Source organism: bacterium 336/3, assembly GCA_001281695.1.
Taxonomy (GTDB): domain Bacteria; phylum Bacteroidota; class Bacteroidia; order Cytophagales; family Thermonemataceae; genus Raineya.
Genome location: LJIE01000003.1, coordinates 107,042 through 120,458, shown reverse-complemented (window position 1 = coordinate 120,458; position 13,417 = coordinate 107,042). Strand labels below are relative to the sequence as shown.

Genomic DNA, 13,417 nt, shown 5'->3' with positions numbered 1-13,417 from the left:
ACTTGCTTTTTAATGAAGGTTATCATTCAAGTACACAGAAAACTCATTTGCGAAAAGAATTGTGTTTGGAAGCAATGCGTTTAAATTATTTTTTGATAGAAAATGAAACAACAAACAAACCCATCGTAAACGCTTTAATGGCTTTAATGTGCTTTCACTCTTCACGTTTTGAAGCAAGAACCAATCAAATAGGAGAACCAATTTTGTATGACCAACAAGATAAAAATTTATGGAACGAAGAACTAATTGCAAAAGGAAATTTTTATTTAATACAAAGTGCCCAAGGTAATGAATTAAGCAAATATCATTTAGAGGCAAACATTGCCTATTGGCATAGTAGCAAAATTGAAAACCCAAAAAAGTGGGACCATATTTTACAAGCCTATAATCAACTTTTGGTAATTGAATATTCACCAATAACAGCACTAAACAGAACTTATGCGTTGGCACAAGTAAGGGGTAAACAAACTGCAATTATAGAGGCAGAAAAATTAAATCTAACTGATAATCATTTTTACTTTTCCTTGCTTGGTTATTTACATACAGACATTGACAATGCAAAAGCTATTTCTTATTTTGAAATGGCACAACAAAAAGCAAAAACTGATAATGACAAATTACTATTAAACAAAAAATTGAACGACCTTAAAAAGAAAAACAACAGTTACCCCTGTTAACTGTTGCATAACTCAGACTTAAGCATGGCAAATAGTAAAACTTAGAAAAATTTCTTTTCTATACAGCCCTTTTATAAAGGGCTGTATTTTTTATAGATGAAAAATGAACCTAAAATTTGTATAATTTGAAAAGAACAAAATCAGTCTAAAAAAAGGTGTATTTCTTTATCTAAGTACTCATTAATATAAAATATGTTATTCATAAATTCTTTTAATAAGAAATGTGATAATGCTTTATAAAAAAATACCTTCCTTTGTAAAGAAATAGTAAAAAGTTAGAACTAGTGAATCTCAATCAACTAATTACCTTATAAGGTAATACAACTATGTATAATATACTCAACTATATTGAAAGAAAGTCAGGAAAAAGAATTCTATCCTTTTCCTTTGTACTAATATTTTCATACTTAGTTGGCATTTCTCCTTACAATTCATACAATCTTTTTATTGAAAAAACTGTTGAGACTGAAAAAGAAACCAAAACAGAAAATGAAAATATAGATGAAGAAGACAGTGAAGTAGGCACATCTCATAAAATTAAAAAATACAAGAAAATTCTTGATAAAGATTGGCAAATACATAGCATACCAGCTATTAATAGAACTTTTTGTTTTTCAAGTGTTATTTATCAATCAAATATTGCTAGTACCTCTCAATACCCGTCTTGCCCTTTCTACATAGCTTATCATCAGCTTGTTTTTTACGAAATCTAGAATTCTACTTTAAACCCCATCCATAAAAGTCAAATTATCTGACTATGGGTATTTTTATTCTAAAATATTTTAGAATACCTCTATCATCTTGTCTTTTCTGAAAAACGACAGGCATGATACCCCCTATCCTTTTAATTTTAAGAAAATAACATTTAATTTTATGAAAAATATATCAATTCTATTGATGAGCCTTTTCATGTTTTTACAAATGGCTTGTCAGCATAATGAACATCACAAAATAGAAGAATCTACTTTTTTGTGTACTACCCCAGTCAGAAAAGACACTACCATTTTCAAAGAATATGTTTGTCAGATTCGTTCTATTCAACATATAGAATTAAGAGCTTTAGAAAAAGGCTATTTACAAAGTGTTTATGTAGATGAAGGCAAGTTCGTCAAAAAAGGACAATTATTATTTCAAGTAATGCCTTTTGTATATCAGGCAGAAACTCAAAAAGCCTTAGCAGAGACAAATTTTGCAGAAATAGAATATAAAAATACAAAAAATTTATCTGATAAGAATATTGTATCAGTTAATGAACTTGCCCTTTCTAAAGCCAAATATGATAAAGCAAGAGCAGAACTGGCTCTTGCCAAAACCCATTTAGGATTTACAGAAATAAGAGCCCCTTTTGATGGAATGGTTGGCAGATTTATGGTGCGTTTAGGAAGTTTACTAGATGAAGGGGAATTCTTAACAACTCTTTCTGATAATGAAAAAATGTGGGTCTATTTCAATGTACCTGAAGCAGAATATTTAGACTTTGCCCTGCAAAAAAAGAACAATCAATTAGATTCTGTTAAACTTGTCTTGGCAAATAACCAGTTGTATCAAAATCGAGGGTTTGTAGAAACAATAGAAGCCGATTTTAACAATGAAACAGGTAATATCGCTTTCAGAGCAACTTTTGCAAATGCTGAGGGTATTTTAAGACATGGAGAAACAGGGAATATTTTGATGCCTATTAAATTGCAAAAAGCCCTTCTGATACCCCAAAAAGCAACTTTTGAAGTACTTGAAAAGAAATATGTTTATGTTATAGATAAGAAAAATAATGTTCAGGCTAGAGAAATCAAAGTGGCTAATGAAATGCCCCACATATTTGTCGTCAAAGAAGGATTGAAAGAAGGTGATAAGATTCTGATAGAAGGTTTACGTAAAGTAAAGAACGGGCAACACATCCAAACAAAATCAGTTGATTTTGGGGTAGTTATGAGTGAGTTGAGAAATATACATGCAGAATAATTAAATAAAAGAAGACAACTATGTTTACAAGATTCATTCAACGTCCAGTATTAGCAATTTCAATATCTTTGGTCATTATTTTCATTGGTTTGTTATCCATGAAAACAATACCTATTTCTCAATTTCCCGAAATTGCCCCTCCTCGTGTATCTATATTTGTAGCTTACCCTGGTGCCAGTGCCGATGTACTAGTCAATACAACTCTCATTCCTATGGAAAGAGCTATCAATGGTGTACAAGGTATGTTATATATGAGTTCTAGTGCAACTAGTGCAGGCGAAGCAACCATCCAAATTGTATTTGAACCAGGAACTGACCCAAATGCAAATGTGGTAAATGTAAAAACCCGTATAGACCAGATTTTAAATAATCTGCCTCCTTTGGTGCAAAGAGAAGGTATTATCATTTCTCCCATACAGCCTAGTATGTTGATGTATGTGAACTTATACAGTACAGATAAAAATGCAGATGAGAAATTTTTATACAATTATGCAAACGTAAATATTATACCTGAATTGCAACGTATAAAAGGAATGGGAAGAGCTCAGATTTTGGGTTCACGTAATTATGCTATGCGTATTTGGTTAAAACCTGATAGAATGAGAGCTTATAAGGTATCTGCTGATGAAATTATGGAAGCTATCAATGAGCAAAGTGTGATTGGAAGACCTGGCAGATTAGGGCTTAGCTCAGGAAAAGAAGTACAATCGTTAGAATATGTTTTAGTTTATAAAGGGCGTTTTAACGAGCCTGAAGAGTATGGAAATATAATCGTAAGAGCTAATGCAGAAGCAGAAATCTTACGACTCAAAGATGTTGCTAATGTGGAGTTAGGGAGTCAGTTTTTTGATATTTATTCGAGCAAAGATGGCTATCCTTCTGCTTCAATTGTTTTAAAACAGAACTTTGGTACCAACGCCAGCGAACTAATCAAACAAGTAAAAATTAAGCTAGATGAATTAAATAAAGATTTCCCTCCTGGTATGAGCTATCAAATCAGTTATGATGTTTCTAAGTTTTTAGATGCATCCATTGATCAAGTTGTTCATACACTTGTAGAAGCATTTATATTGGTTGCAATTGTTGTTTTTTTATTCTTAGGAGATTGGCGTTCAACACTTATTCCCATTATCGCTGTTCCGATTTCATTGGTAGGAGCCTTCATGTTTATGAAGTTTCTTGGCTTAACCATTAATCTGATTACCTTATTTGCTCTTGTTTTAGCAATCGGGATAGTTGTAGATGATGCAATTGTAGTTGTAGAAGCTGTACATGCTAAAATGGAAGAAGAACACCTTAATCCTTTTCAGGCTGTAAAAAAAGTATTAGGAGAAATTAGTGGGGCTATTATTGCCATTACACTTGTCATGACAGCAGTATTCGTTCCTATTACCTTTATGACAGGTCCTGTGGGAATGTTTTACAGACAGTTCTCTATTACAATGGCTAGTTCTATTTTACTCTCAGGATTGATAGCACTCACTCTTACTCCTGTATTATGTGCCATGATTCTAAAAAATAATCATGGAAAGCATAAAAAAAGAACTCCTATCAATATTTTTCTCAATTGGTTTAATGCCCGTTTCGAGAAATTGACAAATAAATATGCCAAACTCTTAGGTTTTATTGTCAATCGCAGATTGCTGACTTTTAGTATTTTAGTTGCTTTTGGTTTGGGCATTTTTTCTGTTAATCAGACACTACCCATTGGTTTTATACCCAATGAAGACCAAGGAATGCTATATGCCATTATTCAAACGCCTCCAGGTTCTACCTTAGAAAGAACCAACGAAGTTGCCAAACAACTACAAAAGATAGCAGAAAAAGTAGATGGTATTCAGTCTGTAACTGCTTTGGCTGGCTATGAAATACTTACAGAAGGTAGAGGATCAAATGCAGGAACCTGTCTGATTAACCTAAAAGAATGGTCAAAAAGACATCATTCTGTACAAGAAATTATTGAAGAGTTAGAAGAAAAAACAAAAGATTTAGGAGCTGTTATTGAGTTCTTTGAACCTCCTGCTGTTCCAGGTTATGGAGCTTCTAATGGATTCTCTTTTAGTCTTTTAGATAAAAGTACAACTGTGGATTATCAGGAGTTTGATAAAATAAATAAAGAATTTATGGAAGCTTTAGGGAAACGAAAAGAACTTACAGGACTTTTTACCTTTTATGCTGCCAATTATCCACAATACGAATTAGTGATAGACAATGCTGCTGCCATGCAGAAAGGTGTTTCAATTGGTAAAGCTATGGAGAATCTTAATATTTTGATTGGTAGTACATACGAACAAGGCTTTACCCGTTTTCAAAACTTTTTTAAGGTTTATACACAGGCTTCACCAGAATATCGCAAAATCCCCTCTGACCTGACAAATTTATTTATCAAAAATGATAAAGGAGATATGGTTCCCTATTCTTCTTTTATGAGACTGGTTAAAACACAAGGTCCTAATGAAATCACAAGGTTAAATCTTTATACCTCATCTGCCATTCGAGGGGTACCAGCAGCAGGTTATACGACTGGTGATGCCATTGATGCTATCAGGGAAGTAGCCAAGCAGGTATTACCTCAAGGTTATGACATTGCTTGGGAAGGACTTTCTTACGAAGAGGCTGGACGAGGAAATGAAGCTGTATATGTCTTTATTATGGTATTAGTCTTTGTGTATTTGGTATTAGCATCTCAGTATGAAAGCTTTATTATTCCATTAGCTGTTATATTTTCTTTACCTATCGGGGTTTTTGGTTCTTTTGCCTTCTTAAAGGTTATGGGTTTGTCTAATGATATTTATGCTCAAATTGGATTGATTATGTTGGTTGGTTTATTGGGTAAAAATGCTGTATTGATTGTAGAATTTGCTGTTCAGAAACATCAAGAAGGGGCATCTTTGGTGGACGCTGCTATTGAAGGTGCAAAAGTACGTTTTCGCCCTATTCTGATGACCTCTTTTGCCTTTATTGCAGGGTTGATACCTCTTGTAAGAGCTACGGGGGCAGGAGCCATTGGCAATCGTACGATTGGCTCATCAGCAATGGGTGGAATGATGTTAGGTACAATTATAGGGGTTCTCGTTATCCCTGGCTTGTATTACATCTTTGCAAAATTTGCAGGTAACAAAAAACTTATCAAAGATGAAGATGAAACGCCTCTTACAGAAGATTTTGTGGAAAATAATATGACTGAAAATCGTCTTCTAAAAAGATTCAAAAAGTTATTCAATAAAAATATTAAACAAGATGAAAACGGTAGTATATAATTTTTCGATAATCATTTTGATGATTGCTGTGGGTACTTCTTGTAAAGTACCCCAGTATACTGTCAAAACAAAATCTCAAGCTATACCTGATAGTTATAACAATAGCATATCAGATACAAATAATATTGCAAGAATTAAATGGAAAGACTATTTTAAAGATCAGAACCTAGTTGCTCTGATTGATACTGCCTTACAAAACAATCAGGAACTTCTTATTGTACAACAAGAAATAGCCATCAGCCTTAATGAAGTGAAAGCTCGTAGAGGGGAATATATGCCTTTTGTGGGCATTCGTGGAGGAACTGGTTTAGATAGAGCAGGTAGTTTTACTCGTTTGGGAGCTTTGGAAAAAAATGTAAGTATTGAACCTAATAAACCTTTTCCATCACCTCTTACTGATTTTTTAGTAGGCTTTAATAGTTCTTGGGAAATAGATGTTTGGAAGAAGCTCAGAAATGCTAAAAAATCAGCTTTTTCGAGGTATATGGCAACCCAAGAAGCTAAAAACTTCTTAACTACAAGACTTATTGCAGAAATTGCTAACTCTTATTATGAACTGATGGCTTTGGACAATTTACTGGAGATTGTTCAAAAAAATATAGAACTCCAAACCAATGCCTTGCAAATTGTAAAACAAGAGAAAGAATCTGCTAAAGTTTCTCAATTAGCTGTCAATCGTTTTGAAGCCCAATTGCTTAACACCACCAATTTACAGTATGAAATTCAACAGAGAATTGTAGAAACAGAAAATAGAATTCATTTTTTAATTGGAGGTTTTCCTAAAACTATTGCTCGAAATTCATCATCTTTTACCACCTTGTCAACAGATTCGTTATTTGTGGGTATTCCTAAACAACTTTTACAGAATCGACCTGATATACGCCAAGCTGAGTGGGAGTTGCAGGCAACAGGCTTGGATATTAAATCTGCAAAAGCTAATTTTTATCCAGCTTTTAGACTCAATGGATTTATTGGTATGCAGGCTTTTCAACCTCATTTACTCTTTAATCCTGAATCCTTGGTTCTTTCTTTATTTGGTGATGCTTTAGCACCTTTAATTAATAAAAATGCTATTCAGGCTAATTATTACAAATCATATCACAAACAGGCTCAAGCAAGGTATAAATATCAACAAACCATTCTAAATGCTTATTTAGAAGTAATGAATCAAACTTCTGCTATAAAGAATTACTCTGGTAGCTATCAGACTAAACAGAAAGAATCTGATATTCTTTCACAATCTGTTGATATTTCTAATGACTTATTTAAGTATGCCAGAGCAGATTATATGGAGGTCTTACTTACTCAAAGAGAAGCTTTGAACACAAAAATGGAACTTACTGAAATCAAATTAAAGCAATTAGTGACAAAAGTAAATATTTATAAAAGTTTAGGAGGAGGGTGGTATTAAGCTTTTTAGTGGTTAAGAAAAAACTTTCTTAAAATTTTAACCTTATGGAAATGTTAAGAAAGTTTTTCCAATACTCTTAATTTATTTAACAGTAGATTCCTAAGTCAAATAACTTGATGAAAATAGACTTTTTTATATTTTCTACAATTCCATAAGCAATTGTATATCCAAAGTGTAATTATGAAGTACTTTTTATAATTTACTATATTTAACTTTCGATTTATCATTACCAACAAAGTGTTATTTTCTCTCTTTTACTTTACTCTTCTAAAGAGCTTAAAAATGAATTTTCCAAACTGCCATTTTTTTTCTTTTGCAACGAGAACCTCTTTTATACTATATTTGAGCTGACGTTTTCAATTCTCCACTTCATCAATACCCAAAACGTTATCGGCAACCCTAAACGACAAATAAACAGAAATCGTGGACAACACTAATCTCATATCCCTTTTAAAAACAATGGTTGACATTAATGGTAACGACATTCAACTGATTGACAATTTATTTGAAAAAACAACAGCTAATAAGAATGAAATTTTAGTTGACTACAACAAGACAGCAAAACATTTATACTTTGTTGTTTCAGGATACATTAGAGTTTTTCATTACGAAAAGGGACAAGAAATAACTAATCATTTAGCTTCTGAAGATTATTTTGTAACAGCCTACAACAGTTTTACAACAAAAACACCATCAGAAGAAGTTATGCAAACTATTAGTGATTGTGAATTGCTGAAAATAACAAAAGACAATCTTGATTTTCTTTATAGAAAAAGTCATAATATGGCACTATTTGGAATTCTTATGTCAGATAAATATTTAGTATTCAATAATCAAAGGTCAAAAGACCTTATTACACTTAATGCAGAAGAAAAATATCTCAAACTCTTAAAAGAAGAGCCTCACATTTTACAGAATGTTCCTTTACAATACATATCATCTTATATAGGTATTGAACCACAGACATTGAGTAGAATTAGACGAAAAATAATTACTTAACTTTTGTTCAGTGGATTAGATTTTAAGTTAATGACCTTTACATCGTAATCAAAAATAAAAACAGATACGATGAAAAATTTAAAAAACAAAACAGCACTTATCACTGGTGCATCATCAGGCATTGGAGAAGCATTCGCTTACGAATTAGCCAAGCAAGGTGCTAATTTAATTATTACAGCTCGTTCAGCCCAAAAATTGGAAACTATTGCAACTTTAATAAGAAAAGCATACGATGTTAAAGTGTCAATCTTTATTGAAAATCTTGCTATTGGTGGAAGTGCGGAACAACTATTCAATGCAATTAAAAAGGAAAATTTGAACATTGACCTTTTGGTAAACAATGCAGGTTTTGGAAAATGGACGAATTTCTTAGACCAAAGTATTTCAACGTATGAAGAAATGATAGAACTTAATATAACATCATTAACAACATTAAGTCAACTTGTTATTCCAGAAATGCTACAAAGAAAAGAAGGTGGCATTATCAATGTAGCATCGACAGGTGCCTTCCAGCCTTGTCCTTACATTACAACTTATTGTGCATCAAAAGCATTCGTGCTTAGCTTTTCAGAAGGTTTGTACGGAGAATTTTATAAAAAAGGAATTACGATTACGGCATTATGCCCTGGAAATACAGCTACAGGATTTCAATCAACTGCAAAAGCAAACACAAAAGGTATGAGAGCTGACAGCTCTGAAACAGTAGCCAAAGAAGGAATAAAGGCTTTATTGAAAGGGAAAAGTTATAAAGTAGTTGGTACTGACAATTATATAACAACTTTACTACCTCGTTTTTTGACAAGGAAAGCCATTATAAACTTAGTAGCTAAAATGATGGGAAGTAAAGTAAATAACTGATAGTAGTCTGTCATCTCTACCCAATTCTATACTTTCAGGGAAAGTGGGATGAAACAAAGAGCAATGTTCACCTTCCTAAAAGGTTATTTCAAGGTTATAATCATGTGGAAATGTTAATAAAATGGTATTGGCTCAAAATATTTATTTAATCAGCTTAAGAAAAAAATAACGTATTTAAGAGAGTTATAGGTATTTCAGGATTCAAACTAGTCTAGAAAAATGTGCAATTTTTAAATTGAAGAATTATATTTCAATAAGGAACAGATATTCGTTTGATTCAAACATTGTTAGGGTATAAGGATTTGAGAACAACTTTCCAATACACTCATGTGAGTGAAAAAAGTATCAAAAAGATAAAAAGTTCGGTAGATAATTTATAAAAGTGTATCACATTGTTTTCAATATAAAGTACTGATAAACAAATTTATATATTGATGTGATTTTTTTAAAGAATATGTATATTTAAGATTGAAATGCCTACACATTCTGCTCATTAGTGGCTATTTAACTAGAAAATAGATGAAAAGAGTTACTTGTTTTTTATTTCTATTAATTTTTACAAGCTCTGTATTTGCCCAAAAGACAAGCAAAAAAATTGAAAATTTGCTTGAAGTTTATGCCCAAAACGGTAAACTAAATGGTTCAGTTTTGGTGGCAGACAGCAAAGATGTTTTGTTCAAAAAAGGCTTTGGAATGGCAGATTTTGACTGGCAGCAGCCCAATACGCCACAAACCAAATTTCGTATTGCGTCTATCAGTAAGCAATTTACGGCTTTGATGATTTTACAATTAGTACAAGAAGGTAAATTGAAATTGGAAGATAAAATTTCGACTTTTATTCCTGAATACCCCAAAGAAAAAGCCGAAAAAATCACGATTCATCATTTGCTTTCACATACATCAGGCATTGTGCATTATTTCCCTGATTTTTATCAAAAATTTAGTAAAAATAACTACACGCCCAACGAGTTGATGCACTTGTTCTGGGACATTGATTTGTTATTTGATCCCTCAACACAATTTCGTTATAGCAGTTTTGGTTATGTGGTTTTGGGGGTCATTTTGGAAAGAGTAACAGGCAAGAATTATGAAAGTAATTTGCGGGAACGAATTTGTAAGCCTTTAAAAATGAATAACACAGGCATAGACAATGACCTCAATATTATTCCGCAAAAAGCAAAAGGATACTTGGCTGCAGGCAATTTATTGAACTGCGAATACCGAAATATGACTACTGTTTTTGCAACAGGGCAAATTTATTCAACTGTTGAAGATTTGTACCTTTGGCATAAAGCATTGAACTCCGATTTATTATTGAGTGAAAAGTATAAAAAATTGCTTTTTACACCCAATAAAAATAATTATGGTTATGGTTGGCTGATGACTTCGCAAGAGCTTTCAAAAGATAAAAAAGTGAATACCATTTGGCATACAGGTGGTTACAATGGTTTTAATGCCATTATTTTGAGAGAAGAAAACGGCTATTTTATTACAATTTTGGCAAATGCCGAACCTACAGAAGTAGAAAATATTGCCAAAAGTATTTTGCAAATTTTGCACAATATACCCTCTGAAATTCCTAAAAAATCTCTTGCTCAAACCTTAGCAAAAATTATTGATAGTCAAAATATTAAGGTAGGTTTAGAGGAATACAAAAAACTGCAAAAAACCTCTGCAAATGAATACGACTTTGCAGAGGGGGCTTTGATTGGGCTCAGTGAATATTATGGTTTGCTCAAAAAAACAGATATAGTCATTCAACTTTTGGAATTTAATGCAATACAATATCCAAACTCGTCCTGGACATATTCCAATTTGGGTAGCATTTATGCACAATTAGGTAATGAACAAAAGGCAGTGGAATATTACGAAAAAACCTTAGCTCTTTTTCCACACGACAGTGTAGCCAAAACCTATTTGGAAAATGTGAAAAAGAGACAGGGAAAATAAACAGCTACCAACATTATATTTGCGAAAAAGTGGGTAGATGTGTTAATTTAGGCTTTTGTGCTTTTTATAAACTTTGTGTGTAGGGCAAGGAAAGTGATGTTATATGTCACACTCCGCAAACATTTTTCCGTTATGCCTATGCTGGAACAACCATAAACAAAATTGAAAACTAAAAATAGACATATCATAACAACAACTGGTTCAACAATTGATATAAACGGTAGAGCTGAAATTATTTGGGATAATATAACCAATGTAAAAATTGAGCAATTTTTTAAACTGTTTTGAAAAAAACTTTGCAATACACTCAGTGAAAAAATTATCAAAAAGAATAAAAGTCATTGGATAATTTATGAAAATATGTTGTGTATTCTGTATTGGTTAAAAGAAATTATATATCTATGTTTACCTATTCAGGCAATTATTCGCCCAGTTGCGGTTTGGCGAAATTACAAAAAAGATTGCTCCCTATGTTCGCTTTTTTGTAACTTCGCTACGACCATATGCGTCATGTTAACCCATGTCTTGCACTGAAAGATTACTATCCACAAACTGCTTTCCCCATTCGCAAATTTTATCCAATATTGGTAGGACAGACTTCCCAAAATCAGTCAATGAATATTCAACCCGTAACGGAACTTCATCAAACTGATTACGGACAATAAGACCATCATCAGCTAACTCCTTTAATTGCTGAGATAAGACTTTTTTAGAAATCATTGGTACAATGGCTGCTAACTTGCCAAACCTTTTTTTCCCGTTAGACAAATAGAATAGAATAATGGGCTTCCAACGACCACCAATTTTATCCACCGCTGCCGTTAGTGGACAATTATATGGGTTTCCTGTGTTCTTCTTTTTTTGAGTGGTTACCATGTGGTAAGTAGTTTATAGTGGTTTCGTTATGATACCAATACGCAAATTTATACCTTTGATTTATGATAACAACAATGAAAAACAGAATTTTTTCTTTGGTTGCTGTTCTACTCATTAGTATGACAACTTTTGCACAAACCAAAGGAATACGGAAATCCAATTCCGCTAATAAAAAACTCATGCTCTATATTGTGGACAATCTGTTCAACAAAGGCGATACTACATTTGCTGACAAATATTTTGTACCAGAATTTGCTAAAGAAGAAAAAGCATTTACCCAACAAATACGTACAGCATTTCCTGACTTGATAATCATCGTGGATATTATGGTTGCAGAGAATGGAATGGTTGCAGCAAGATGGATAGCCACTGGCACACATAAGGGTATATTTCTTGGCATAAGCCCAACCAACAAAAAAGTATCATGGAAAGGTTCATGGTTTTGGACTTTTAAAAATGGAATAGTTACAGATGGTATGGGTAAAGGCTCATGGGACGCATTAGGCTTAATTAAACAACTTCAAGCAAAATAATAATTATGAACAATATATATTCTTTAATAGACAGGACGTCAAAAAAAACTTTCATTTTTATTTTGGTAGTATTGTTAGTTGTATTCAATATTTTAATGAATACACCAGGTTTACCAACCAGTACCCCATCAATGCAAAAGATTTCACCAACATTTACACCCTTTGACTTACAGGCGAAAGGTTATAATGTTGAAAGTTTTACCAGCGACTTGGACAAATTAGGAACGAAAGGCAGGAGTTTTTATAAAAATTTTATGCTTTGTGATATTTTCTTTCCTACTATTTACGCCTTGACATTTTCATCACTTATTTTTTTAGTGTTTCATAACAGAAAAAATTGGTTGAAGTGGTTGTTTCTAATTCCGCTTCTCACAGGATTTGCGGATTATATAGAGAATATTTTTATTACTATATCATTTTCACGTTATCCTTCTTCTGACCATTTAGCTGTTACATTAGCAAGCATTGCGACACAGACAAAAATGTTATTTAATGCCTTATTGATTTTATCTTTGCTGTTGACACTTGGCACATGGATAGCAACTTTGTTCAAAAAGAAATAAACACGAATACACAACTCAGACTTAAGCATGGCAAATAGCAAAACTTAGAAAAATTTCTTTTCTATTCAGCTCTTTTAAAAGAGCTGAATTTTTTATAGATGAAAAATGAGTATAGAAAAAGGTGGTTTTTGACCTTATATAACTTTTATTCAGAGAAATCTATTACATGATTTTATTTTCTTTAATAGGTTATTGAATGAAAAAAAATTATATGAAAAGTTGTTGGCTGTTCATACTTCATACCATATAACAAAAATAAAATATTTTACGGATAGTTTTGTTTAGAGTTATATAATAGTCAACTTGAATTGATGATTATTATGTATGATTG

Annotated in this window: 10 protein-coding genes and 1 pseudogene; 10 read left to right on the top strand and 1 reads right to left on the bottom strand. The window is 32.4% G+C overall.

The genetic code is table 11. The annotated features are described in order from the left end of the window. The 8 genes from AD998_20600 to AD998_20565 all read left to right on the top strand — a co-directional run. Window positions 1-677, top strand: a 677-nt coding sequence (locus AD998_20600; protein ID KOY84587.1) for an RNA polymerase subunit sigma, incomplete at its 5' end; no start/stop codon positions are given. A 326-nt stretch (window positions 678-1,003) separates the two neighbouring features. After that, on the top strand, window positions 1,004-1,390 hold the full coding sequence (locus AD998_20595) for a hypothetical protein (GenBank protein ID KOY84586.1): 387 nt from the start codon (window positions 1,004-1,006) through the stop codon (window positions 1,388-1,390). Between the two features lie 160 nt (window positions 1,391-1,550). Continuing rightward, entirely contained in the window at window positions 1,551-2,636 is a 1,086-nt protein-coding gene (locus AD998_20590) for a hemolysin D (GenBank protein ID KOY84585.1), read from the top strand. A gap of 20 nt (window positions 2,637-2,656) precedes the next feature. Then, on the top strand, window positions 2,657-5,896 hold the full coding sequence (locus AD998_20585) for a multidrug transporter AcrB (protein KOY84584.1): 3,240 nt from the start codon (window positions 2,657-2,659) through the stop codon (window positions 5,894-5,896). Beyond that, window positions 5,877-7,307: an RND transporter gene (locus tag AD998_20580; protein ID KOY84583.1), complete on the top strand. Its 1,431-nt coding sequence runs from the start codon at window positions 5,877-5,879 to the stop codon at window positions 7,305-7,307. Before AD998_20585 ends, AD998_20580 begins: the two co-directional genes overlap by 20 nt. 459 nt (window positions 7,308-7,766) lie before the next feature. Then, a complete protein-coding gene (locus tag AD998_20575; GenBank protein ID KOY84582.1) occupies window positions 7,767-8,306 on the top strand; it encodes a hypothetical protein in 540 nt (179 codons plus the stop codon). Window positions 8,307-8,375: 69 nt separating this feature from the next. Beyond that, window positions 8,376-9,164 carry a short-chain dehydrogenase gene (locus AD998_20570; GenBank protein ID KOY84581.1) on the top strand — a complete coding sequence of 263 codons (789 nt, stop codon included), beginning with the start codon at window positions 8,376-8,378 and terminating at the stop codon, window positions 9,162-9,164. Between the two features lie 519 nt (window positions 9,165-9,683). Further along, complete coding sequence (locus tag AD998_20565; GenBank protein KOY84580.1) at window positions 9,684-11,114, top strand: hypothetical protein; 1,431 nt, start codon at window positions 9,684-9,686, stop codon at window positions 11,112-11,114. A gap of 513 nt (window positions 11,115-11,627) precedes the next feature. On the opposite strand, the gene AD998_20560 is transcribed toward AD998_20565, so the two are convergent. Further along, entirely contained in the window at window positions 11,628-11,990 is a 363-nt protein-coding gene (locus AD998_20560; protein KOY84579.1) for a hypothetical protein, read from the bottom strand. Window positions 11,991-12,262: 272 nt separating this feature from the next. Here AD998_20560 and AD998_20555 point away from each other — a divergent pair. Next, window positions 12,263-12,523, top strand: a pseudogene (locus tag AD998_20555) (hypothetical protein). Between the two features lie 5 nt (window positions 12,524-12,528). After that, window positions 12,529-13,086 (top strand): hypothetical protein, encoded by a 558-nt coding sequence (locus AD998_20550; protein KOY84578.1) that lies wholly within the window; start codon window positions 12,529-12,531, stop codon window positions 13,084-13,086. Window positions 13,087-13,417: the final 331 nt, after the last annotated feature.

What these genes read in the sequence shown, in the direction of transcription:
- AD998_20595 (KOY84586.1), top strand. Translation starts at nt 1,004, where the DNA reads ATGTATAATATACTCAACTATATTGAAAGAAAGTCAGGAAAAAGAATT.
- AD998_20590 (KOY84585.1), top strand. Translation starts at nt 1,551, where the DNA reads ATGAAAAATATATCAATTCTATTGATGAGCCTTTTCATGTTTTTACAA.
- AD998_20585 (KOY84584.1), top strand. Translation starts at nt 2,657, where the DNA reads ATGTTTACAAGATTCATTCAACGTCCAGTATTAGCAATTTCAATATCT.
- AD998_20580 (KOY84583.1), top strand. Translation starts at nt 5,877, where the DNA reads ATGAAAACGGTAGTATATAATTTTTCGATAATCATTTTGATGATTGCT.
- AD998_20575 (KOY84582.1), top strand. Translation starts at nt 7,767, where the DNA reads ATGGTTGACATTAATGGTAACGACATTCAACTGATTGACAATTTATTT.
- AD998_20570 (KOY84581.1), top strand. Translation starts at nt 8,376, where the DNA reads ATGAAAAATTTAAAAAACAAAACAGCACTTATCACTGGTGCATCATCA.
- AD998_20565 (KOY84580.1), top strand. Translation starts at nt 9,684, where the DNA reads ATGAAAAGAGTTACTTGTTTTTTATTTCTATTAATTTTTACAAGCTCT.
- AD998_20560 (KOY84579.1), bottom strand. Translation starts at nt 11,990, where the DNA reads ATGGTAACCACTCAAAAAAAGAAGAACACAGGAAACCCATATAATTGT.
- AD998_20550 (KOY84578.1), top strand. Translation starts at nt 12,529, where the DNA reads ATGAACAATATATATTCTTTAATAGACAGGACGTCAAAAAAAACTTTC.